This is a genomic window from Methylocaldum sp. MU1018 (assembly GCF_053646775.1).
In genome coordinates, this window is sequence record NZ_CM132195.1 from 3,044,008 (window position 1) to 3,065,159 (window position 21,152).

General features: G+C 60.5%; 25 protein-coding genes and 1 pseudogene. 19 read left to right on the top strand and 7 right to left on the bottom strand.

Features of this window, described 5'->3' with window-relative positions; all coding sequences use genetic code 11:
* Positions 1-38 precede the first annotated feature (38 nt).
* Both ACWJKU_RS14000 and ACWJKU_RS14005 read right to left on the bottom strand, forming a co-directional pair.
* Positions 39-362, bottom strand: a complete 324-nt coding sequence (locus ACWJKU_RS14000) for a hypothetical protein (protein WP_454143108.1) — start codon at positions 360-362, stop codon at positions 39-41.
* Positions 363-388: 26 nt separating this feature from the next.
* Positions 389-1,504, bottom strand: a complete 1,116-nt coding sequence (locus ACWJKU_RS14005) for an aminotransferase-like domain-containing protein (RefSeq protein WP_454143110.1) — start codon at positions 1,502-1,504, stop codon at positions 389-391.
* 296 nt (positions 1,505-1,800) lie between these two features.
* On the opposite strand from ACWJKU_RS14005, the gene ACWJKU_RS14010 reads away from it, so the two are divergent.
* The 10 genes and pseudogenes from ACWJKU_RS14010 to ACWJKU_RS14055 all read left to right on the top strand — a co-directional run bounded on the left by ACWJKU_RS14010 (position 1,801) and on the right by ACWJKU_RS14055 (position 8,968).
* A complete protein-coding gene (locus ACWJKU_RS14010) occupies positions 1,801-3,213 on the top strand; it encodes an aminotransferase-like domain-containing protein (RefSeq protein WP_454143112.1) in 1,413 nt (470 codons plus the stop codon).
* A gap of 81 nt (positions 3,214-3,294) precedes the next feature.
* On the top strand, positions 3,295-4,185 hold the full coding sequence (locus ACWJKU_RS14015; protein ID WP_454143114.1) for a LysR substrate-binding domain-containing protein: 891 nt from the start codon (positions 3,295-3,297) through the stop codon (positions 4,183-4,185).
* Positions 4,186-4,291: 106 nt separating this feature from the next.
* Positions 4,292-5,107, top strand: coding sequence for a class I SAM-dependent methyltransferase (locus ACWJKU_RS14020; protein WP_454143116.1), 816 nt, complete (start codon positions 4,292-4,294; stop codon positions 5,105-5,107).
* A gap of 81 nt (positions 5,108-5,188) precedes the next feature.
* On the top strand, positions 5,189-5,674 hold the full coding sequence (locus ACWJKU_RS14025; RefSeq protein ID WP_454143118.1) for a cupin domain-containing protein: 486 nt from the start codon (positions 5,189-5,191) through the stop codon (positions 5,672-5,674).
* A gap of 122 nt (positions 5,675-5,796) precedes the next feature.
* Positions 5,797-6,405: a GyrI-like domain-containing protein gene (locus ACWJKU_RS14030; protein WP_454143120.1), complete on the top strand. Its 609-nt coding sequence runs from the start codon at positions 5,797-5,799 to the stop codon at positions 6,403-6,405.
* Positions 6,406-6,494: 89 nt separating this feature from the next.
* Positions 6,495-6,998, top strand: a complete 504-nt coding sequence (locus ACWJKU_RS14035; RefSeq protein ID WP_454143122.1) for an HXXEE domain-containing protein — start codon at positions 6,495-6,497, stop codon at positions 6,996-6,998.
* A 46-nt stretch (positions 6,999-7,044) separates the two neighbouring features.
* A complete protein-coding gene (locus ACWJKU_RS14040; RefSeq protein WP_454143124.1) occupies positions 7,045-7,662 on the top strand; it encodes a DUF2269 domain-containing protein in 618 nt (205 codons plus the stop codon).
* 14 nt (positions 7,663-7,676) lie between these two features.
* A pseudogene (locus tag ACWJKU_RS14045) lies at positions 7,677-7,898 on the top strand (N-acetyltransferase family protein); the annotation flags it as partial.
* Positions 7,849-8,136 (top strand): GNAT family N-acetyltransferase, encoded by a 288-nt coding sequence (locus ACWJKU_RS14050; protein WP_454143126.1) that lies wholly within the window; start codon positions 7,849-7,851, stop codon positions 8,134-8,136. The pseudogene ACWJKU_RS14045 and the gene ACWJKU_RS14050, both read left to right, overlap by 50 nt.
* Position 8,137: 1 nt before the next feature.
* Positions 8,138-8,968 (top strand): alpha/beta hydrolase, encoded by an 831-nt coding sequence (locus tag ACWJKU_RS14055; protein WP_454143128.1) that lies wholly within the window; start codon positions 8,138-8,140, stop codon positions 8,966-8,968.
* 66 nt (positions 8,969-9,034) lie between these two features.
* Here the strand turns inward: ACWJKU_RS14055 and ACWJKU_RS14060 are convergent, their stop codons facing one another.
* Positions 9,035-10,249 carry a 2-isopropylmalate synthase gene (locus ACWJKU_RS14060; protein WP_454148143.1) on the bottom strand — a complete coding sequence of 405 codons (1,215 nt, stop codon included), beginning with the start codon at positions 10,247-10,249 and terminating at the stop codon, positions 9,035-9,037.
* A gap of 67 nt (positions 10,250-10,316) precedes the next feature.
* Here ACWJKU_RS14060 and ACWJKU_RS14065 point away from each other — a divergent pair.
* From ACWJKU_RS14065 to ACWJKU_RS14075, 3 genes are all read left to right on the top strand, one after another.
* Positions 10,317-11,482, top strand: a protein-coding gene (locus tag ACWJKU_RS14065; protein ID WP_454142624.1) for an IS3 family transposase whose coding sequence is annotated in 2 segments (ribosomal slippage) — positions 10,317-10,572 and positions 10,572-11,482 — 1,167 coding nt in all. Because the reading frame shifts where the segments join, the coding sequence is not laid out codon by codon here.
* A gap of 173 nt (positions 11,483-11,655) precedes the next feature.
* Positions 11,656-11,949, top strand: coding sequence for a type II toxin-antitoxin system TacA family antitoxin (locus tag ACWJKU_RS14070; RefSeq protein ID WP_454143130.1), 294 nt, complete (start codon positions 11,656-11,658; stop codon positions 11,947-11,949).
* The gene (locus ACWJKU_RS14075; RefSeq protein WP_454143132.1) at positions 11,946-12,446 is read left to right on the top strand and encodes a GNAT family N-acetyltransferase; all 501 of its coding nucleotides are present in this window, start codon (positions 11,946-11,948) and stop codon (positions 12,444-12,446) included. Before ACWJKU_RS14070 ends, ACWJKU_RS14075 begins: the two co-directional genes overlap by 4 nt.
* A gap of 39 nt (positions 12,447-12,485) precedes the next feature.
* Here the strand turns inward: ACWJKU_RS14075 and ACWJKU_RS14080 are convergent, their stop codons facing one another.
* Together ACWJKU_RS14080 and mobI are read right to left on the bottom strand one after the other, a co-directional pair.
* Positions 12,486-13,895 (bottom strand): BRO family protein, encoded by a 1,410-nt coding sequence (locus tag ACWJKU_RS14080; protein ID WP_454143134.1) that lies wholly within the window; start codon positions 13,893-13,895, stop codon positions 12,486-12,488.
* Complete coding sequence (mobI, locus tag ACWJKU_RS14085) at positions 13,892-14,434, bottom strand: conjugative transfer protein MobI(A/C) (protein ID WP_454143136.1); 543 nt, start codon at positions 14,432-14,434, stop codon at positions 13,892-13,894. The genes ACWJKU_RS14080 and mobI overlap by 4 nt, the downstream gene beginning before the upstream one ends.
* Before the next feature lie 594 nt (positions 14,435-15,028).
* Here mobI and ACWJKU_RS14090 point away from each other — a divergent pair.
* From ACWJKU_RS14090 to ACWJKU_RS14115, 6 genes are all read left to right on the top strand, one after another.
* On the top strand, positions 15,029-16,000 hold the full coding sequence (locus ACWJKU_RS14090; RefSeq protein ID WP_454143138.1) for a ParM/StbA family protein: 972 nt from the start codon (positions 15,029-15,031) through the stop codon (positions 15,998-16,000).
* Positions 15,997-16,251, top strand: coding sequence for a hypothetical protein (locus ACWJKU_RS14095; protein ID WP_454143140.1), 255 nt, complete (start codon positions 15,997-15,999; stop codon positions 16,249-16,251). Before ACWJKU_RS14090 ends, ACWJKU_RS14095 begins: the two co-directional genes overlap by 4 nt.
* Positions 16,248-16,925, top strand: a complete 678-nt coding sequence (locus ACWJKU_RS14100; RefSeq protein ID WP_454143142.1) for a lytic transglycosylase domain-containing protein — start codon at positions 16,248-16,250, stop codon at positions 16,923-16,925. Before ACWJKU_RS14095 ends, ACWJKU_RS14100 begins: the two co-directional genes overlap by 4 nt.
* Before the next feature lie 245 nt (positions 16,926-17,170).
* A complete protein-coding gene (locus ACWJKU_RS14105; protein ID WP_454143144.1) occupies positions 17,171-17,494 on the top strand; it encodes a flagellar transcriptional regulator FlhD in 324 nt (107 codons plus the stop codon).
* Entirely contained in the window at positions 17,469-18,014 is a 546-nt protein-coding gene (locus ACWJKU_RS14110) for a FlhC family transcriptional regulator (RefSeq protein ID WP_454143146.1), read from the top strand. Before ACWJKU_RS14105 ends, ACWJKU_RS14110 begins: the two co-directional genes overlap by 26 nt.
* A gap of 183 nt (positions 18,015-18,197) precedes the next feature.
* Positions 18,198-19,022, top strand: a complete 825-nt coding sequence (locus ACWJKU_RS14115) for a cold shock domain-containing protein (RefSeq protein ID WP_454143148.1) — start codon at positions 18,198-18,200, stop codon at positions 19,020-19,022.
* Positions 19,023-19,417: 395 nt separating this feature from the next.
* Here ACWJKU_RS14115 and ACWJKU_RS14120 read toward each other — a convergent pair whose 3' ends face one another.
* Both ACWJKU_RS14120 and ACWJKU_RS14125 read right to left on the bottom strand, forming a co-directional pair.
* A complete protein-coding gene (locus tag ACWJKU_RS14120; protein ID WP_454143150.1) occupies positions 19,418-20,206 on the bottom strand; it encodes a hypothetical protein in 789 nt (262 codons plus the stop codon).
* Positions 20,207-20,212: 6 nt separating this feature from the next.
* A complete protein-coding gene (locus ACWJKU_RS14125) occupies positions 20,213-21,115 on the bottom strand; it encodes a WYL domain-containing protein (RefSeq protein WP_454143152.1) in 903 nt (300 codons plus the stop codon).
* Positions 21,116-21,152: the final 37 nt, after the last annotated feature.

Genomic DNA, 21,152 nt, shown 5'->3' on the forward strand with positions numbered 1-21,152 from the left:
CTACAAGGTAGGCATAAGGTATCTACCCCTTGCAGACCTTACACTCCGAAGCTTGCTTTTGAATTCGCCTGGGTTCGCAGACATCGGTTTGCTATCCCGCGCGACATCAAGAAAGCGACCGTTTGTCGGATGACCTTGCACGCCGAAATAGAAGGCCGTTTAAATCCGCCACGGCCGGATGGCCGGGCACCGTGTCTACGTATTCCTGCGCCAACGGCCCTGCGTCCGTCCAGTTGATAGGTATGAATGCGCAAGGCCACCGGTGCGTACATGGCATCGACAATGCCAAAGCGGCCGAACAGCCAGGGCCTGAGGGACCAGGACGAGTAGTTCTTGTTGCCGATGATCAGGGTCAGGCTCATGGGAATTCCTTCGTGTGGAAAAAGGTTCATACGGTTGCCGAGGTCTGCTCGCGCTGCCTTGGAACGCCACTGGCGAGCTCGCCCAAGAGTTCGCCGAGCACGGCGACGCCCTGTTCGATCTTGTCCGGCGCCGCGTGGCTGAAATTCAGCCGCACGGCCGGGTAGCGCAGGCTCCCGGCGGGAAAGAACAGCTCCCCCGGCATGAACGCCACATCGCGCGCCAAGGTTGCCTGGAGTGCGGCCAGGGTGTCGCACTCCAGGGTCAAACGTAGCCAGAAGAACAGCCCACCGGCGGGCGCCTGCCATTGGGCCAGCCCTGCGAAATGGCGCAGCAGGGCGGCCTGCATCGCATCGCGCCGCTCCCGGTAGACTTCGATCATGCGCGCCAGGTGTGCGTCGAACCCGTCCGAGCTCAAAAACCGCGTGAGCCAGACCTGGCCGAGCCGATTGGTGTGCAGGTCGCTGGATTGCTTGAGCCGCACCAATCCGCGAAACAGCGAGGGCGAGGCGGCGAGATATCCGACCCGCAATCCCGGCGCAGTGATCTTGGAGAAACTGCCCAGATACACCCAGGGCGCCCGCTGCAGATAGGTGCAGATCGGCGTCCGCTCGGCCGGCTGGTAGGCGAGATCGCGATAGGGATCGTCTTCGATCAGCGGTATGCCGGTTTCGTCGAGAATCTTGGCCACGGCACGCCGGACGTCGTCCGGGTAACAACAGCCGGAGGGGTTCTGGAAGGTCGGGATGAGATAGATGAAGGCCGGTCGGCGGCGCACGATGGCCCGGCGCAGCGCATCCGGATCGATGCCGTCGTCAGCCAGGGGCAGCCCCTGGAACTCCGCGCCGTACACGCCCAGCGCCTGAATGGTGGCCAGATAGGTGGGCGCTTCCAGCAACACCGGCGAGCCTTCGTCGACGAACAGCTTGCCCACCAGGTCGATGCCCTGCTGGGAACCGGAGGTCACCAGAACCTGGTTGCCGCCGCAGTCCATACCCAGCGTGGACAGGCTTTCCGCGATGAGGCGGCGCAGGGCGGACTCGCCTTCGCTGGGGCCGTATTGCCGGCAGTCTCCGGCGAGGCCGGTGAAGTCCAGGACCGGCATCAGTTCCTCCGCGGGCAAGCCGCCGGCGAAGGAAATCACGCCCGGCCGCTGGGTCACCTGCAGGATGTCACGTATGAGGGAGCTGGTGAGCCGCGCCGCGCGGCGGGACAGCGGCGGGTTCATGGTCACAGTCCCGGCATCCCCACGCAGCCGGGCAGGGCTGTCTTGTAGCAATTGCCGGATGGTTCCATGTCGTACAGTTTCATGATGGCTCCTCGTTGACAGCGTGTTTCTCCACCCCGTTGACCATACAATAAGGCTCCTGACGCGGACAATACAGATACAGTTGCTCCTACATCCGGCCAGCCTGTACTGGCTGCGGAGACAATACAGTCATGAATTCTCTCGATATCGATCCCCACGACAGCCGTCCCCTGATCGAGCAGATCGTGGCTGGCATCAAGCAGCGCGTGGACGAACGGGCCCTGCGGCCCGGTACGCGCCTGCCTTCGATCCGGCATTTCGCGGTCAGCCACCGGGTCAGCAAGTTCACCGTGGTCCAGGCTTTCGATCGGCTGGTGGCCATGGGCTATCTCAAATCCCGGCAGGGCTCGGGGTTTTATGTGCCCCCGCGCCAGGAGTCCAGCGCAGCGGCCAGTCAGTCCTGCCAGCTGGAGCGCGCCATGGATGTGCTCTGGCTGCTGCGCAACGCCTTGCAGGAGCAGCCCCACATCGCCATGCCCGCCGCCGGCTGGCTGCCCGGCGAATGGATGGACGGTGCCGGCATCCAGCGCAGCCTGCGCACGCTCGCCCGCAAGAGCGGCTCGCATCTGACTGGCTACGGCCTGCCGGGCGGCCACGAACCCTTGCGGTCGCTGTTGGCCCGGCGGCTCGAAGACCAGGGCATCGGCTGCGCGCCCCGGCAGATCGTCACCACCCGCGGCGCCACCCACGCCCTGGATCTGATCAGCCGGCTGTTCGTCAAACCGGGCGACGCCGTGCTGGTGGACGATCCGGGTTATTACACCCTGTTCGGCCACCTCAAGCTCACGGGGGCGAGGCTGGTGGGCGTGCCCTGGACCACCCAGGGGCCGGACACTTCCGCGCTGGAAAACCTGATCCAGGAACACCGGCCGAAGATTTTTTTCACCAACACACTGCTGCACAACCCCACCGGAGTCAGCATCAGCCAGGCGGTCGCCCACCGGGTGCTTCAACTGGCCGAGCGTTACGATCTGCTGATCGTGGAGGACGACATCTATGGCGACCTGCTGACGGGACAGGCCACGCGCCTGGCCACCCTCGATCAGCTGGAGCGGGTGCTGTTCGTCAGCAGCTTTTCCAAGACCGTGTCCGCGAGCCTTCGGGTCGGTTTCCTGGCCTGCAAATACGAAATCGCCGAGAGCCTGACCGACCTCAAGCTGCTCACCAGCCTGACCACCTCGGAAATCGACGAGCGGCTGGTCTATGAACTCCTCACCGACGGCTATTACCGCAAGCATCTGGAAAAGCTGCGCTCGCGCCTGCGCAAGGTGCGGGGCGAGGCCGTCAGAAGCCTGGAGCAGAGCGGTCTGGAAATCTATCAGGACACGGAGGATGGCTTGTTCATCTGGGCGCGCCGACAAGCGTCCGAGAACGCTACCTCACTGGCCACGGCGGCGGCCAAACAGGGCATCATGCTGGCGCCGGGCGCGCTGTTCCGGCCCCAGCAGGAAGCCTCCCCCTGGCTGCGCTTCAATGCCGCCGGCTGCGAAAACCCGGCCATCTTCCGGTTTCTGAAGACCGAACGCGTCGATGACGATGCGTGAGTCCTTATGGGGCCGGCACCGGCTGGCCGCTAGCCGACTGAAACACGTCATGCCCTTCAGATCTTCATCCCGGCCGCAAACATGCGCTTCGATCTGAAGGATCTGGAATTGTTCATCGCCGTGGCCGAGACCGGCAGCATCGCCAAGGCGGCCGATCAGTGCCACACCGTAGCCTCGGCCATCAGCAAGCGCTTGTCCGATCTGGAAGCCGCCTATGGTACGGCGTTGCTGCTGCGCAGCAGCAAGGGCGTCGCGACTACGCCGGCCGGTCTTGCCTTGCTCGCCCGCGCCCGCGCCGTCCTAAATCAGGCGGGGCAGTTGGACCGGGAGCTGCGCGGCTATTCGGCGGGAATCCGGGGACAGGTGCGGGTGTTCGCGAATATCTCGGCCATCGTCGAATTCCTGCCCCAGGCGCTCGCCTCGTTCCTGTCGGTTCATCCGGAAATTCAGGTAGAGCTGGAAGAACAGGTGAGCGGGGCCGTTGCCCAAGCCGTCGCCGACAATCTCGCCGACCTGGGGCTGGTGAGCGAGATCCCCGCCGGCCATGATCTGGTGCTGATCCCTTTCCGCGAAGACGAACTGGTCCTGCTCGTGCAGCCGGATCACCCGCTGGCCCAGCGCCGGCGCATCGATTTTCGCGAGGCGCTGGATTTCGATTTCATCGGCCTGCACAGCGACAGCGCCTTGCACTACCGGCTGCTGCGCGCCGCCGCCGATGCGGAGCACGCGCTCCATCTGAAGATACGGGTCACCAGCTTCGATGCGGTCTGCGCCATGGTGGCGGCGGGACTCGGCATCGGCGTGGTGCCGAAGGCCGCGACCACACCTTATACCGCCTCGCTGGGACTGGTGCCGCTGGCTTTGAACGACGACTGGGCCAGGCGCCGGCTGCATCTGTGCGTACGCTCCCTGGAGGGCCTGTCCGCCGCAGCGCGTCTGCTGGTGGATCACCTCGGGGCCGGAGCGGTTTGACTCCGGCCATCGCGCACGGCGATGGCGCCTTAGCCGAAGATCAATTCCCCTCGGGTTCCACCTTCGGCATGCTTTCCTCCGTCCATTCACGATGAGGAGAACAGCGATGTATCAGTGGAACCCGAAGGATTATTCCCGCCATTCGGCCGGCCAGGAGCGCTGGGCGCGAGAGCTCTTGGCCGGCTTGAACCTGCGCCCGGACGACACCGTTCTAGATATCGGCTGCGGCGACGGGCGCATCACCGCGGCCATTGCCCGGCAAGTTTCCGAGGGCCGTGTGGTCGGCGTGGACTTGTCGGCCGACATGATTGCACATGCGCTGGCGCACCACGGCCGTCCCAAGCTCGCATTCCAGCAAGCGGACGCCCAGGTTCTGCCTTTCCAATCGGAATTTACCGTGGTCTTTTCCAATGCGGCCTTGCATTGGGTCAAGGATCCGCGGCCGGCGCTGGCCGGCATTGCCCGCGCCTTGAAACCGGGTGGCCGCTGCCTTATGGAAATGGGCGGGCGAGGCAGTGCCGCTGCGCTGATCGCGGCGTTCGAGGCGGTCGCCGCTGATCCAACGTGGCGCCAGTATTTCGAGGGATTCGAATCCACCTACGGATTCCACGATGCCGAAAGCTATCGGCGCTGGCTTACGGAGGCAGGCTTGGAGCCACGGCGGGTCGAACTGGTCGACAAGGACATGGTGCACGGGAACATGGAAGCCTTCATAGGCTGGCTGCGCACGGTCTGGCATCCCTACACATCGAGAGTTCCGGCGGCAGGGCGGGAACGGTTCATCGAAGCCGTCGCCCAGCGCTACCTGGCCGAGGTCGGGAGCGCCTGCGATGCCGACGGGCAAATCCATGTCGCCATGGTGCGGCTTCAAGTGGAGGCGTGGAAGCCGGAGAACGAGTCGGTACTGAAAGGGACGGCGTGAAACGACCATGAATCGGGCATGGACGTCAAGAACAGGGTTGCTATCCTAGCCATGAGCTTGAAGAATCGTGAATGGATAAACATGAATACGGAAAAACCCCTAATAATGCCGGCCCTCGACCCCGCCGACGTTCCCGCTAGGACCGGCTCGATCTATCCGACGGAAGAACTCCGATCGTTGACCCTGGGCCGAAGCAAACAGGCCCTCGGCGATGCGCTGGGTTTGCAAACCTTCGGCGTGAACCTCGTCCGGCTGGAGCCGGGGGCGATGTCCGCGGTCAGGCACTGGCATACCCGCCAGGATGAGTTCATCTATGTGCTGGAAGGCGAACTGACGCTGGTGACGGAGAATGGCGACCAAGCGCTCGGCGTCGGTTTGTGCGCCGGCTTTCCGGCCGGCAAGGCGGATGGCCATCACCTGGTCAACCGCAGCGATCGCGTCGCTGTCTATCTGGAAGTGGGCGACCGCCTGCCGGGGGATAAAGCACACTATCCGGACGAGGATTTGGCGGCCAGGGCGACGCGGGGTGCCTACGAATTCTCTCACAAGAACGGAACGCCTTACTGAACACGGCCGATCGGTGCCGTCCGGTATCCCCCGTGCGTCGCAAGCCAAATCCCGGGTATTCTGCAGTCAGAGCCGGAGAAGCAAAGAGCTGATGTCCTCTATTAAAGAACTTTGGAAGAGCCATGGAAAAGCGCGACCTCAAGAAAGAGATGAAGCACCTGTACCAGCCTTCCGCCGGGAAGGTTATGGAAGTCGACGTCCCGACCATGAATTACCTGATGGTGGATGGCGAAGACGACCCCAACACCTCGCAGGCCTTTTCCGACGCGGTCGAGGCCTTGTTCGCCGTGTCGTATGCCATCAAGTTCATGGTCAAGAAAGGAGCGACGGCCGTCGACTATGGCGTCATGCCGCTGGAAGGGCTTTGGTGGGCGGAGGATATGGCGCAGTTCAGCGTTCATGACAAATCGGTCTGGAAATGGACCCTGATGATCATGCAGCCTGCCTTTGTTACGCGGGAAATCGTCGAGGCTGCAATGGCCGAAGTGACCAGAAAGAAGAACCCAACGGCCATTTCCAGACTGCACCTGGAAGCCTTCGAGGAAGGCCGATGCGCGCAAATCCTGCATGTCGGTCCGTTCTCGGAGGAGGGGCCGTCGATAAACAAGCTGCATCGCTTCATCGACTCCCGGAGCCAGCGCATCGGGAAACATCACGAAATCTATTTGAGCGATATCCGCAAAGCCGCCCCGGCGAACTGGAAAACTATCATCCGGCAGCCGATGCGGTGATGGCCATCCCGCCCCATCTCGAAACGGAAACACCGGATGAACGCTGAAACTCAGTCGACACCCCGGGGCATGCTTCATATCATCGCCCCATGACATACCCCTGCCTAGGTTGGTTATTCGCGCTTGCGGTGACACTGCATAATGCGGAAGAGGCGTTACTTTTGCCAAATTGCTCGCTGCGCAACGGGCGATGGCCTATGCCGGTGGGGCCGTTCGAGTTCCGCTTCGCGGTGATCGTACTAACAATCGCCGCGTACGGCGTCGCTTACGTCTCCGCGGAGCAAGGCCCTCAGACAACGGCGGCTTATGTGCTGGCTGGTTACGCTTTGGCGATGTTGCTCAATGTGTTCGTTCCGCATTTGTTCGCGACGCTGGCTCTTCGCCAATATGCACCCGGCACGCTGACGGCATTGCTGGGTAATCTTCCCGTGTGCAGCCTATTACTCCGTGCGGGGATTAACGATGGCCACATTCAAATGGAAAAACTGATTTGGTTCGGTCCTGCGGTGGTTGTTTCCATTTTGGCGACCATTCCTTGCTTGTTTTTCCTGGGGCGAAAACTATCCAATCTCTTGCGGCGGATCAGGTTCTAAATGCGTCCAATTTTGAGCCGCAACCATCAAGAACACGAGGATGGAAATGACCTACGCCTTGCTGAAATTCGTCCATGTGTTGGGCGCCGTCCTGATCGGCGGTGGTTTGATCGGCGTGTGGGTATCCGATCTCCGTTCACGGCAAGTCCGCGAACTACCCCGGTTTGCAGAGGCCATCCGCAATATCGCGGTGTTCTATGACGGCGTCGTGGTTCCCGGAGCGCTGCTCTTGCTCGCGTCGGGAGCGTGGATGATCGTCCGGTTCTTCGGCGGCTGGGATTTCGTCAACACGCCCTGGCTGGCCGGGATGGTGGCCTTGTTCGCTTTCGAATTCGTCGAGAGCAACACGGTCACTCGGCTCTATTTCATGCGCTTGCGCCGGCTGACTCAGGAGGCGCTCTCGGCCGGTGCCGTCACGGTGGAACTGGAAAACGCTCGGGCGGAACAACTGCCGACATTCACCCACTTCCTGGACCTTCCGATGCTGTTCGTCATTGTCTCGCTCGGCGTCATCCGGCCGACGAGTTGGACCATGTTTTTCGTCGGGTCCGGGGTCGCCGTCGTACTGGCGACTCTTCTGAGCCTCCTTGTGCCGCGTCTTTATCCGTGGAATTCGGAGGCCGTCAGCCCGTCATCGCAGGCGAAGCGAGCTTCGACGTCATGAATCATCGGGAACTCATGAAAATTCGGCCTGCAGCACTGACCGATGCGCCGCGCATCAGCGCCCTCGTTCGTGATCTGGCAGCAAGATACATTGCCCACGAGTTCTCCGCAGAGGCGACACGCCGGCTGCTCGGCTCCATGGAGGAACCGGCCATCAGAGGCTATCTGGCATCCGGATATCGCTACCATGTCGCCGAGGAAAACGGCGAACTGGTCGGTGTCGTCGCCATGCGGGACGACCGGCACCTTTATCACCTATTCGTGGCCGAGCCTTTCCAGGGGCAAAGGCTTGGCGAGAGCACTCTGGCAGGCGGCCAGGGCCGCCAGTCTCGAAGCCTGCAATCCGGGGGTGTTCACCGTGAATTCCTCGCGCTTTGCGGTGGGGCTGTACGAGAAACTCGGGTTTGTCGGGCACGGCGAAGTGGTCGATGAATCGGGAGTGATCCATATCCCCATGAAACTGGAACTGGGCTGAAGTGGAAATACCCTTGGCCTATCGGCAATTCGGTTCCGAAAATGGCCGGATCGTTGTTTACTTCCACGGTGTGCCCGGCGCTCCCGGCGAAGCTGCGCTGTTTGACCGGTTGGGAAAGGAGCATGGCCTGAATGTCCTCTGCTTCGACCGATTCGCCCTCGACCGGTCACCGAAAGGGGAGGCGTATTTTTGCGCCTTGGCCGAGGTAATTTCCGGGATGGCCGGCGGAGCATCGGTCGACCTGATCGGATTTTCCATCGGTGCGTTTGTAGCCTTGCAGACCTGCCGCCATCTCGGCGCGGGTGTTCGCAGCCTCCATCTGGTGTCGGCGGCGGCGCCGCTGGAAGCGGGCGATTTTCTCGGCGCCATGGCCGGCGGCGGGTTTTTTCGGCTGGCGCGGACCGCACCGAAGCTGTTCGAATACCTATCGCGCGGACAAGGCCTGCTCGCCCGGTCGTTCCCGGCCGCCTTGTTCAGCCTGCTCTTCGCAAGCGCCACCGGCGAGGACCGGACACTGGCAGCCGACACGGAGTTTCAGGCGCGGATGACGGAAACCCTGCGGGACTGTTTCGTCGAGCGAACACCGGGCTATATCAGGGACATCGAGGCTTATGTGCAGCCCTGGGGAGCCAGGCTGTCCGAAGTCGCCACCGAAACCCACATCTGGCACGGCAGACTGGACAACTGGTCGCCGGTAGCAATGTCCGACTACCAGGCCTTGGCGATTCCCGTTTGTTCGCAGGTCGAGATCCTGGAGGGTTTATCGCATTATTCCTGTCTCTATCAGTCTGCGGAACGCATTTGCCGCCGACTCGCCCGGCCCGCTGGCTGATCTGCTGCCGTGAGCGGTCTCGCAAAATCTTGCGACCGAGCCATCTTGGAAACCGGTCCATGGTCTTCATGTTTCGTTTTGCTCTGCCTGCCTAGCCTCCTCGCTAACCAGCCGCCACGGCACACTCTGATGTCCAAAGCTGCTGCGATTGAGGGCGCTGACGATAGCCTTGATGGAGGCGGTGACGATATTGGCGTCGATACCGACTCCATAAAACTCACGGCCATGGACGACGATTTCGACGAAAGCGCAGGCTTGGGCGTCGCCACCGTCGGTGCTGGCTGCCATCGAGCGCTCTTCGTAGCTGCGCACCTGAATATGGATACCGGCTTCCCGCAACGCATGAGCCGCTGCATCGATAGGGCCGTTGCCCTCTCCGCTGAACAGGTAACGGGTATCGGCGACTTCGATGCAAAGCCGAATCCCCTGAGCGTCACCGAGTTCAAAGAGATGGTGCTCGCAGTAACGCACCGGCGCCATGGACTCCAGATAAGTAAAAGAGAACAGTCGCCAGATATCGGAGGCGCTCAACTCGCGGCCATGGGCATCGGTGTGTTCTTGCACGACCCTGGAGAATTCCACCTGTAAGCGCCGGGGCATGACCACCCCGTACACGCTCTCCATGAGATAGGCGACTCCCCCCTTGCCGGACTGGCTATTTACCCGGATCACGGAGTCGTAGCTGCGACTGAGGTCGGCGGGATCGATGGGCAAGTAGGGCACGTTCCACGGCTCGTCCGCTTTTTGGGCAGCGAATCCCTTCTTGATGGCGTCTTGGTGGGATCCGGAGAAGGCCGTGAAGACGAGATCCCCCACGTAAGGGTGACGCGGATGGATGGGCAGTTGGTTGCAATGTTCTACCGTGCGGGCCACGGCATTGATATCGGAAAAGTCGAGGCCGGGATGGATGCCTTGCGTATACAAGTTGAGGGCCAGGGTGACCAAGTCGACGTTGCCGGTTCGCTCGCCGTTTCCGAAGAGGCAACCTTCGACCCGGTCGGCGCCGGCCATCATACCCAATTCGGCGGCAGCCGTAGCGGTGCCGCGGTCATTGTGGGGATGAAGACTCAAAATGACGCTGTCCCGGCGCGCTAGATGGCGGTGCATCCATTCGATTTGATCGGCATAGACATTAGGTGTGGCGACTTCCACCGTACTTGGGAGATTGAGGATGGCCTTTTTCTCCGGCGTCGCACCCCAGGTCTCCGTGGCCGCATCGCAGACCTCAAGCGCGAAATCGAGTTCGGTGGCGGTAAAAGTTTCCGGACTGTACTCGAGGATGACTGACGTGGTCCAATGCCAGCAGACACCTGAGTTAAGGAGTTAAGCTCTACAACTGAGGTGAGAGATGATGACAAGAAAACGCTATACGAAGGAATTCAAGCTGGACGCGGTGAGGCTGGTGACCGAACACGGGTACACCCAGGCCGAAGCCGGTCGCAACCTGGGGATCAACCCGAAGATGCTGGGGCGATGGATTCAAGAATACCGGGTGGATGAGCAGGAAGCGTTTCGGGGGAATGGCAAACGGACGGCAGAGCAGGAAGAGCTGCGGCGACTGCGGGACGAGAACCGTAGGCTGAAGCAGGAGCGCGATATTCTGGTAAAGGCGGCGGCCTTCTTCGCGAAGGAAGTGGGCTGAGATATCAGTTCATTGATCAGGCGAAGAAGGCTTATTCCGTGAAACGATTGTGCCGTGTGCTGGGGGTGAGCCGGGCGGGCTACTACGCCTTCGTCCGGCGACCGCAGCGCGGTCCAGATCCGATGCGCCAGGCGAAACTGGACGCAGTGCGCCAATTGGCGGCCGACTCGGACCACGTTTATGGCTCGCGGCGCATGGCACGGGAGCTGGGACGACTAGGCTACCGGGTCGGCCGCTATCAGGCACGTGGACTGATGCGCGAGGCTGGGGTGTGGGTGCGCTATCGCCGCCGGTATCGGGTGACGACAAACAGCGCACACAGCCAGCCCGTGTTTCCGAATCGGCTGCAGCGGGGTTTCCGAGTAGCAGCGCCGGACCGGGTATGGGCCTCGGACATCAGCTATGTCTGGACGGCCGAAGGCTGGTTGTATCTGGCCGTCGTGATTGACCTATACGCCCGCAAGGTCGTGGGTTGGTCTCTGGGAAAGCGCCTCACCAGCGCCTTGGCATGTGACGCGCTCCGGATGGCGCTGTGGCGCCGGCAACCGCCCCGGGGTCAACTGCTGCATCATTCTGATCAAGGCGTGCAGTATGCCAGCCGGGCGTTTCGGGGCCTGCTGCAGGCGTATGGGATGACAGGCAGCATGAGTCGCAAGGGCGATTGTTGGGATAACGCTGTGGTCGAGAGCTTCTTTGGCTCGCTCAAATCCGAACGGGTCCATTGGCGGAGTTACCAGACTCGAGAAGAAGCGCGCCGGGATATCGTCGAGTACATCACGATGTTCTACAACTGTCGCCGTCTGCATTCGTTCCTGGGTTATCGCAGCCCGGACGAATTTGAGAAGAACGGCCATTTGGCCAATGCCGCTTAACTGGGGTGTCCGCTATCACTTGACCAGGTCAAGGTGTTGGCGCATTGCCTGGGTGGCGATTGACAGCCAACAGGACCGGGATTAAATACGGCATTCATACGGAACCTTGCTGATGCGGCCGGCATCTTATAGACTCAATCCGTATATTTTCCGTATCAGTGACCGAGGTTGCCATGACCACTGCCACCACGTCTTACGAGCGCATCGACCTGCGCACCTCGCCGGAAATCAAGGAGTTGATCGTTCGTGCCGCATCGACCGCCGGCGTGTCCGTCAGCGCGTTTCTATTGGGCGCCGCGCAGGAACGCGCCAAACAGGTGCTCAGCGAGGCGGAATTGATGACACTGTCGCCCCGTGACTGGGACGCTTTCTTTACCGCCTTGGACCATACCGACAAACCGCGTCCGAAGCTGGCCGCTGCCATGCAGCGGCGTCGCGAATGGCAAGCCGAACGTGATGCCTCGTGACGGGCGGTCTTCCGGAAGCGATCGAAGCGCTGGACACGCGCCACGATCGCCGCGGTTTTTCCTGCGGCGATTCGGAGTTGGACGGCTATCTTAAGCGATTTGCCCGCCAACACGCCGCAGCCAAGGTCAGCCGGACCTATGTCGCCGCGAACGGCGCCACGATCCTGGGTTATTACAGCCTGGCAATGTCGGCGATTCGGAAGGATCAGTTGCCCGATGTCTATCAATCCCGGTTCCCCAACTTCCCCCTGCCGGTCGCCCGGTTGGCCCGGTTGGCGGTCGATCAGCGCTATCAGAGGCAAGGACTGGGCGAGCTGCTGCTGGCCGATGCGCTTTCCCGGTGTCTGCGACTTTCCGAGGAAATCGGTATGGTCGGCGTCGTGGTCGACGCCAAGCACGAACGCGCCAGGCGGTATTACGAGCGTTTTGAGTTTGAGCGTTTTCCGGACTCTCCGCTGACACTCTGGCTGCCGACCGCGGCAATCGCCCGACTCTAGGCCAGCAGCGTTTTGAGCCCGGGTTTCCCTGGGTGTTCGTCACCGGGAAGGAGCCTTCTTCACGGTCCCGGACCCATCGACGGCGTTGCGTAGCCTGTCCAGCAGCCGTGAGGCTTCGTCGAGCATGTCATCGAGCTTCGCCTCCTTGCTACCCGCAGTTCCCAGGATTTTTACCCGCCCCGCAAACGCATCGACCAACACGGGTTCGGCTCGGACTTGAACCGTGGGAATGTCCACGCCCTTGTAAGTGCTGCGGTGGGCGGGAAGATCCGAGAGTACCTGCCGGATCCGGTTCTTGAGCAGGAGGTATTGCGGGTGGGGCCAGGTGACGGCCACCTCGACGATGACCACCTCGAATTCCGCCAGCTTTCGCCCGATGTTACGCGCATTGACGCCCGGTTCGTTGGAGGCACACAGCATGACGCCGCCGGTAGACAGCTCCAGCAGGAACACATAGCCGCCTTCGACATAAGGCATACGCGGGACCTTCAGGTCCAGGTTGTCCGGCGACCCCACATACAGCCATGGCGATTCCACGGGGTCTCTGGCGACTTCGGGTTTCGCTTCGTAGCGGCCCTGCCTGTGGATCGCCGGCAGGACTTCACCGGTGACCCATTTGCGGAACCGGTACGCGGTGGTCCCCGGCGTCATCGCCTTCCGACAACGCAGCGCCAGGACGTAGAACCCCGATTCCGAGATGATGTTGACCGCCTGTTCCTGGCTTCCCCGTTCGCCATGTTGATTCCGGGCGGGGGTGTAAGTTGAACCGACGCCCCGTTCATCGTCGTCCAAGGCCTGAATGGCCATTCGAGAATTCGTGAGTTCCAGGGCATCGCACACGTCCTTGGCGACGAGCCACGGCTCCCCATCCCGCATGACCACGCGCAAGGGACGTCCGTCAAAGTCGAAGATGATCGGTGCGCCCTGCACTTCCGCTTGCAGGGCTCGCGTCGTCGATTCTCCCCGATTGTCTTGTTTGCCGTTCGCTCGAGATTGAGCGATGTCGGCTGCTCCGTGGTCTTCCTCGGTATTCGCCATGTCCTGTTCGATGGTTCTCTGCATGTTGTTTCCTCCCCTGAGGTGAATTGTCCGCCTCGCCCATTCGTATTGCCGACGCCGGGCGTCGATGTAGCGTGCAGCCTGTTGGCCGCGCCCGCTGTATTCGTTGAGCGCCATGAACAAGGCCATGTCCAGACCGAGGTGGTAATCCGGCGAAATCTCCGCGGATGCGTCGGGGACCGGGAAGAAATCCGGACCGCGCCGGAAGCGTCCCGCGTCGACGGCCTCCTCGATCCAGCCGAAAAAGTCCCTGTCCAGGGCCAGAAAACAGTGCAGTTGGCTGGCGACCACCCATTGCTCGAAGCGGCTGGCCTCCCCATCGGACTGGTGGACCACCATGCATTCAATCTCTTCGCGGGCGTCCTGGCCTTTTCCCTGCTTGGCGTTCATGGCGCCTCCCGGCTCGAAGCCACCTTCACGTCCGCCTCCAGGCCCCGGCCGACGATTATCGCCGCCGTGACGGGGCTCCCGCTGATTTCCGATTCATAGGCGACCAGGGCGTCGCGGATTTCCACCAACAGCGCTTGGCGCTTGCGGATCTCGGCAAAGGCGTCTTCCGCCTCCTGCACCAGGTTCGCGATCCACTCGGGCTCGCTTTTCAGGGGCTGATCCAGTGCATAGCGGTGAGCGCGTCCCTTGTTGAGCTGCTTCCTGGCGATGGAGCGGCCGGTGCCGCCCAACACCCCCATCTCATACCACTCGATGCTGAAGGCGCCGGTGTCCCGCGCACGCAGCCTCACGCCCAGTTTGCCCCGGGCATAGCGCTTCTGACCGGACCGACCCTGCTTCAGACGCACCCAGTAATCGTCCACCAGGAGCTTGGCCTCGGTTTGCAAGTCGTTCAACCGGGTCGCGACCCACTCGCAGACGGGGACTGAGACTGCGGGCAGATCGGCTGTTTGCGATTCTATCGTTGCTGGTTTTTCCATTGCTGTTTCCCCATTACCTATCTGTTGGGATTTGATCCCGAATTCCCAACCGGCTTGGTTATCCAAGATCCCGCTGGTTTAAGTATCAGGACGACAGTAAATCCCAAGGGAATGGCGTTATCAGAAATGCCAACCTCAGGTTGGGATTTACCGGCCTATTTACATCGGGCAACAGAAGACCTATTCGCTACCGCCATGGATTCCATGTATTCCGCAAATTGGCGTCGGAAGACCTGGATACCAATACCTATCAGCCATGCGATTCCCAACTCTTGTTGGGACGGATCGCCGATCGCTTCTGATATCTCGCGGTTTATGGAGTGAATTGGTTTCCACCCGCCACCCTGTCGTCCAGAGCGGCCGCAATCTAACACCACACCGACCTCACCGGTGCCCGAAAAGATGGCCAATTTGGCCCAACATTTTTGACACTGCCCCGATAAACGCGTTGATAGACTCGCCTCGGTCCTGCAGAGCGCCTGCTGAATACCCGGCCTGATTCCATCCATCTAATCAGCCAACACGGGTTACTCCAGCAGACCTGCCGGATACCGCTTTCTTGTTTGAACGACCACAACCGAGCGTGGATAAGCGATGTTTGTATTGGGAATGGATATTGGATATTCGAATCTGAAACTGGCCATGGGTGAGTCGGGTAGTTCACCGACGGTCTCGCTGTATCCGGCCGGTGCCGCACCGGTGGATCGGTTGCCCGAGTCGATCGGCAAGGAGGAGAACGCCGTGCGCGTCAGTGTGGACGACGACCTGTGGGCGGCCTGCGTGAATCCGGGGAAATTCGCGATGTGGAACCGGGCGCTGCACCAGGAATACGCCCAGACCGCCTCCTACCGGGCCTTGTTTCATGCCTCGCTGCTGCTGGCCGAACACGATACGGTGGACTGCCTGATCACCGGGCTGCCGGTTTCACACTGGCTGGAACGTTCAAGGCGCGAAGCGGTCGTCGCCGACCTGACCGGACGGCATCGAGTCACTCCCAAACGCGAAGTAAAAGTGGAAACCGTCAGGGTGGTACCCCAGCCGATCGGTGGCTATCTCGATCTGCTCTGGTCCAGACCGGGTGAAGGCGTTCTGGAGGAAGGCCGCGTGTTGATCATCGACCCGGGCTTCTTCTCGGTCGATTGGGTGCTAGTCGAAGCCGGCGAAATCCGCAAGTCCTCCAGCGGTACCAGTCTCGAAGCCATGTCGGTATTGCTGGACCATGCCAGCCGATTGATGGCCGACGAGCACGGCGGGACTGCGCCGGTGGAGCGCCTGGAAGAAGCCTTGCGAGGGCGCCGCGATCGCGTCCTGCTCTTCGGCCGGCCAGTCGACCTTCAACCCTATCTCGAAAAGGCCACCGAACGGGTAGCGCCGGTAGCGCTCGAAGCGCTGCGTCAGTCGCTGCGCAAGGAATCGGGCAGCGTGGATGCGGTCCTGCTGACCGGCGGCGGTGCGGCGCTTTACGAACCGGTCGCCCAGAGCCTGTTTCCGTCCAACCCGATCTTCGTTCCCGATCAGCCCGAGTTGGCCAACGCCCGAGGCTTCTATCACTTCGGGGCGGAATGATGCGGATCGTCGTCAAGTTTCCCAGCCGGGCCTACGCCGAATTGCTAGCCGATCTCGAACAGATCCCGCCTCGCGAGCGTGCCGAACGAGTGAGGCTGCTCGCCAGTGTCGGGATGACCGTTCTGCGCTCGGGGACCGCCGGTGCTCCTGCTGCAGGAGTGAGCGCCCTCGGCGAAGACAGGCCGACCAGCACCACGGTCAGCAGCTTCCGCCGGGTTCGTGATCGGTTGAAGGAAGGGATGCTGGGATGAGCGGTGCGGAACCGTTCAATGGTGTCGGCTCTGGCTTGGTGATCCGAAAAGCCGGCGCAAAAGCCACGACTCGCCACTGCATTGTCACCTTGGCCGCCACGCTATTACTGTCGCCTCCGGCCGGCTGGTGTGGCGACAGTCTATCCAATAGCGGAGCCAACACCACCTTAGCGGTTCCTAAAAGCCGGGCCGTCCCCCGAGACATCCTGCATGCTACAGCCTGGTGGCAGATCGCCACGGAACGTGGGCTGGATCCCTACATTCTCTACGCAGTGGCTTTGGTCGAGTCCGCCCAGATCAACGCCCGTCTGGCGGCACCCTGGCCCTGGGCACTCAACAGGCAAGGCCGCCCCATCATTCCATCTTCCCGGCTTGAAGCCAGGGGAATCCTCAACGAGACATTGAACAAGGGTATTCGCAGCATCGACGTCGGCCTGATGCAGGTCAACGTCCGCTGGAACGGCCATCGCGTCCACCGCCCCGACGATCTGCTGGATCCGGAAACCAACATACGGGTAGGCGCCGACGTACTGACTGAGGCAATTGACTCGGCACCCGGCGACCTTGCCCTCGGTATTGGGCGATATCACACAGGCTGGCGCAACGATGCCGATGCGTATCGCTACGGCCGGCGCGTGCTGGCCATCGCCCAACAAATCCGATGGCTGCTTTGATGAGGAATGAGCAGGCAGACCCTGCATCAGATGCCGGCAAAAGACCAGCCGGAACGAATTTTGTAAGGCTCACGATGAGTAAGGAAATAGCGCAGGCGCGGACATCCCTGCACACGCGCTCCGGCCCCGAACCTCCTGTCGTGAACCCCCTGTAACGCCGAATTCACGGGAATGTTATCGATGCCCGGCATCGATTTCAGTGAACTATTCACATCCCCGAAAGGGGTTAACGATAAGGTGTGTTGATGAGCTCAGATGTGGATTTGTACGAGTTGAACCTGTTCTATTTGCTCAAGGCGCGGGAAATGGCGCTGAAAGGAAGGTCGCAAACGGCGTCCCTGGTCATGGGGATCTCGCAGGATAACGTGAAGCGTCTGCCCGGCCTGTCCTTCGAGCAGATCAGGACCTTGGCCCGATCGGGTGCGCTTTGCTATGAGTCGAGGCTACCGGACAAGTTCTGGAAGGAATTTGAAAATACCGAGATGGACGAGGAACTCGTGAAGGCTCGGGTGTTGTTGTTGATCGCCGCGGAGGGCCAGGGCCATGACGACCATCACGGCGCAGCATGAGCGGCGCGCCCTGGCGCGGGAGTTGATTCGGCGAAATCTGCGGACACCCATTATTCATCTGCACACCCAGATACCGCTGGCAGACATCAGGGACTGGTACCGGGAAATCCATGGGCGTTCGCCAAGTGCCGGGCTTCTCCCGTCCGTGTCCACGCTGCTTCCGAACCGGAACAGCCACATCTACGTGTCGCTGTTTGCGACTCTGTATCTGAGGATGGGCGGGAAGAAGGTGCTCCAGGACATCGACATCCAAGCGGTGCTGGAAGCCTGGGACCTGTTTTCGACGCTGACCGGCCATCTGCAAGGCAAACGCCCGGCCAACCCCACGGAGGCCTGGGTCGTTGCACGCGATCTGCGGTCGAAAACGGCACGGATGCACCGCTGTTCCAAGTGCTGTTCGCCCTATCTGGTAGCGGGCGACTGCCGATTGCCGCCCAACTGTCCGATATGCTTCGCGGCGGCCCAGGCGGGTAAGTCCGGCTTTGCCAAAACGGCAATGAAACAGCGGTCGAAGCGGTAGTGTAACTCTTGGGGACCTCGAGTTGCTGCAGTGATCTCGGTTTAAGGTCTGGGTTCAGCATCGGTACGCAAGAGGTCGGCAGGTGTAGGTAACCTCTGGGAGACGAACGTTTGAGCTTATGGAGACTGCCTTTGGACATCCGCCGCCTTTCAGCGGGCAGCAACGGTACCAACGACCGTAAGGATGTGTTCTAGTCAATTCTCGCCGTCGGCGGTGCAAGTCGACGGCGAGTATCACCTGGGCTTGCTATCAAATCCTGATCGTTGCGCCTCCCGCATCCGGCTGCCACTTGCCAAGACAACACCTTGTGAGAACCTATACGCTGCAGAGAGCACCGAGTCGGATCCGGCGGGAACTCTGCCGGTACACATGTGCATAGACGCAGCTAAGGGAATTCCCATGAGATTGACGACCAGACAGGACCAGAGAGCAGAGCCCCAGAAGGGAACCATCAAATGGTTTTCCCAGGAAAAAGGTTACGGCTTTATCGATGGCGACGACGGCGTTCGCCGGTTCTTCCACGTCGCCGACACCGTGGGTGACTTCTCGCCGAAATCCGGCAACTTCATTCTTTTCGAACCCCGTGAAGACCGAAAGGGTCCGCGTGCCGTCGGCGTTCGCCTCAACCCCGATTCCTTGGTGGAAGTCGGCCGCACCTATTGGAATGGGCGGGTTTCGTGCCATCATTGCAGCAGGTTGATCGTTCCACGGATGACGTTCTGGTACGGCCGGCCGAATCGGTCGTTTTGCCCCTATTGTGCCGGCGAAGTCCGGAACTTTTTCAGGGAGGGCCCTGTAGGCATACTCCTGGAGATAATTGTCCGGGTCGCATTTTTCTCTGCCTACGCCATGACGTTTCTGGTTGGCTTGTACTTCCTGATGACCGGGCAGAAAGATTCCAACATCGGTTCGTTAGTCCTCGGTTTTATTCTCGTGGTGCCTACTGCAACCAAGTTGGTCAACGGCGTCTGGCGGACAATAACCGCAGAATCTGGCCGCGCCGCTTGACCGAGCACAGCCATAAGCCGGCATTCGGCCTGCTTACCGTTCAGACGTTCAAATGGCGGCAGCGCCTAGATTCTGTTGAAAAAGTCGAAATTCTGACCGTTCGGATTTTGTGGTCAAAGCCAATGTGCCTAGTGATCTGAGTTAGATTTGGGGTTCACTGCGATTACCAGGCTTGTAGGGGAGTTTACGAATGCAAGCCGTAAGCCCCCACGCCAAAGAATACTTGCGAGGCCCTACGGGGCAAAAATTTTTCTGTCGGGACCGAAAACGGACTTTTCAACAGAATCCCCAGGTAGCTGACGTTCGTTTCTCCGCCCAGTCGCCAGCTCGTCGGCCTCATGTAGCTCTCCACATCAGGCCAACAGCTCGAGCGCAATTGCAGATTGGATGGGATCTCAGTCCGTAGTCGATTTTGTTGCTCTTTTCCGCGGGGCCGAAGAAGGCAAAGACGGCAAGCACTCAAAAAGGCGTTCCGCATAGACGAAACCCATCCGGTTGACCGCGCTCTCCTCGAAATACAGCAGCCAGCCAGCCAGTAACGCCATCGAAATGAGCAGCGTCAAGCCTGCGGCGAGTCCCGGATCGGCAAGGTGCACAGGGTCAAAATAGGGAGGTGTTACCTGCAGAGCCTTTGCAATCAGCAATCCGTAGAGAATACCCAAGAGGCACGACACGATGCCGACGGGCTTCATCGCCAACATATTGCGGTGAAATCCATAGGCGATGTTCTCTTTCAGCAAAAGCTGCTTGTTAGAACGCGTGACCTCGCGAAGCCGTTTGGTGGCACCAACGTAGATGTCGTCTGCCTTGTCTGGGCTTACTGATTCTTCTTCTGCCGTTGGCATGGCAATGCCCAGCTTGGCCGTGATCGCCGAGTGGTAGCGCTGCTTGCTGACACTATCGAGAAACTTGTCGCGATGGCGTAACGCTATGGTTGTGGGCATGCCGCCCCACTTTGTAACCAGCATCTCTTCAAGCTTTTTCCCGCGCCCACGAGCCACGCTCGCAAGTGCATAAATGGCGCCGCAGCCGCCAAGCAAGCCGATCACACCCGTAAGCACAGGATGCTTTGCTCCGTAGACGCACAACAAGGGAACGAGCAGCGGCAAGGCCACAAGAAGTCCTGGGACAACGCGTGCCTTGCGCTCGTAGGGGTCCTTGACCAGTTCAATAATAGTTGTCATGGGCGGTTAGCTTTGGGCCGACAAGGCCTCAATATAGGGTTGAATTTCATCGCGGTTCTTCAAAGTGATTTGCTGCTCGAGAGGGTCGCGTGCTTCCTTGGTATGCAAGCCCAAACGCCTTAGGGTGTAGTACAGAAACGCTTGACGGCAAGGAAGTTTGACCTGTCCGTTTTCCATTCCATAGTCCAACTCCAAGACTCGTTTCTTGGCAGCGGGCAAATCGGGATGCGGTGCAAGCACCAGCGTCAATACAGTTTGCCAATGCGAATCCTGGCTGGAGTCCACTTGGCTCGCTTCGAAGCCCTCGATGCGCAGGATTCGAGCGAGGACGAAATCGCTGAAGCGTTGGCGCTTGTGGCAAAACGCGCGCATGTGCCAGCGAAAACCGTCATTGCCAAGGGCGTGCGGAGACAACAAACGAACTGATTCGTTCAAGGACGTCATGGACTGGTAGCTCACCCAAATGGCTTCCTGCTGCCGAATTGCCCGGACAACTGCTTCGACGGTCTCTTCATTGATCGTGCGCCAGGGGGAAGGCGCCCAATCTGCCTCAGGCGCTGAACCGATAAAGCTGGCCGCCGGCTCGATGACTCCCATCTTGGTGGCCAGCAGTTCCGCTAGATAGCGTTGCGCCGAGCTTCGTTGGTAAAGCGGGCGAAAACACGACGCTGCCGTGTAGGTCTTGGAACTGCGGTCGTAAATCAGATTACTTGGAGCCAGTTCCGTGTACTTGGCAATGTCCAGTGATGCTTGAGGAACCGATATGCCAAAGTGCTCGGTGAGATCTATCCGATTGATGCGCCGCTCCCAGCGCAGACGGAAATCAATGAATTGAAGTCTGCTCTCCAATCCCCAGTTTAGCCCCTTGGGCTCAGCAGGTTCGGCGGCAGTAACAGGGGGCTCTTGCATCAGTAACACCTAAAAAGTAGACGGATATAATATATAG

What these genes read in the sequence shown, in the direction of transcription:
- ACWJKU_RS14120 (WP_454143150.1), bottom strand. Translation starts at nt 20,206, where the DNA reads ATGACAACTATTATTGAACTGGTCAAGGACCCCTACGAGCGCAAGGCA.
- ACWJKU_RS14125 (WP_454143152.1), bottom strand. Translation starts at nt 21,115, where the DNA reads ATGCAAGAGCCCCCTGTTACTGCCGCCGAACCTGCTGAGCCCAAGGGG.
- ACWJKU_RS14070 (WP_454143130.1), top strand. Translation starts at nt 11,656, where the DNA reads ATGACCACTGCCACCACGTCTTACGAGCGCATCGACCTGCGCACCTCG.
- ACWJKU_RS14015 (WP_454143114.1), top strand. Translation starts at nt 3,295, where the DNA reads ATGCGCTTCGATCTGAAGGATCTGGAATTGTTCATCGCCGTGGCCGAG.
- ACWJKU_RS14100 (WP_454143142.1), top strand. Translation starts at nt 16,248, where the DNA reads ATGAGCGGTGCGGAACCGTTCAATGGTGTCGGCTCTGGCTTGGTGATC.
- ACWJKU_RS14090 (WP_454143138.1), top strand. Translation starts at nt 15,029, where the DNA reads ATGTTTGTATTGGGAATGGATATTGGATATTCGAATCTGAAACTGGCC.
- ACWJKU_RS14000 (WP_454143108.1), bottom strand. Translation starts at nt 362, where the DNA reads ATGAGCCTGACCCTGATCATCGGCAACAAGAACTACTCGTCCTGGTCC.
- ACWJKU_RS14110 (WP_454143146.1), top strand. Translation starts at nt 17,469, where the DNA reads ATGACGACCATCACGGCGCAGCATGAGCGGCGCGCCCTGGCGCGGGAG.
- ACWJKU_RS14040 (WP_454143124.1), top strand. Translation starts at nt 7,045, where the DNA reads ATGACCTACGCCTTGCTGAAATTCGTCCATGTGTTGGGCGCCGTCCTG.
- ACWJKU_RS14030 (WP_454143120.1), top strand. Translation starts at nt 5,797, where the DNA reads ATGGAAAAGCGCGACCTCAAGAAAGAGATGAAGCACCTGTACCAGCCT.
- ACWJKU_RS14025 (WP_454143118.1), top strand. Translation starts at nt 5,189, where the DNA reads ATGAATACGGAAAAACCCCTAATAATGCCGGCCCTCGACCCCGCCGAC.
- ACWJKU_RS14080 (WP_454143134.1), bottom strand. Translation starts at nt 13,895, where the DNA reads ATGAACGCCAAGCAGGGAAAAGGCCAGGACGCCCGCGAAGAGATTGAA.
- ACWJKU_RS14115 (WP_454143148.1), top strand. Translation starts at nt 18,198, where the DNA reads ATGTGTTCTAGTCAATTCTCGCCGTCGGCGGTGCAAGTCGACGGCGAG.
- ACWJKU_RS14020 (WP_454143116.1), top strand. Translation starts at nt 4,292, where the DNA reads ATGTATCAGTGGAACCCGAAGGATTATTCCCGCCATTCGGCCGGCCAG.
- ACWJKU_RS14050 (WP_454143126.1), top strand. Translation starts at nt 7,849, where the DNA reads ATGTCGCCGAGGAAAACGGCGAACTGGTCGGTGTCGTCGCCATGCGGG.
- ACWJKU_RS14035 (WP_454143122.1), top strand. Translation starts at nt 6,495, where the DNA reads ATGACATACCCCTGCCTAGGTTGGTTATTCGCGCTTGCGGTGACACTG.
- ACWJKU_RS14010 (WP_454143112.1), top strand. Translation starts at nt 1,801, where the DNA reads ATGAATTCTCTCGATATCGATCCCCACGACAGCCGTCCCCTGATCGAG.
- mobI (WP_454143136.1), bottom strand. Translation starts at nt 14,434, where the DNA reads ATGGAAAAACCAGCAACGATAGAATCGCAAACAGCCGATCTGCCCGCA.
- ACWJKU_RS14095 (WP_454143140.1), top strand. Translation starts at nt 15,997, where the DNA reads ATGATGCGGATCGTCGTCAAGTTTCCCAGCCGGGCCTACGCCGAATTG.
- ACWJKU_RS14105 (WP_454143144.1), top strand. Translation starts at nt 17,171, where the DNA reads ATGAGCTCAGATGTGGATTTGTACGAGTTGAACCTGTTCTATTTGCTC.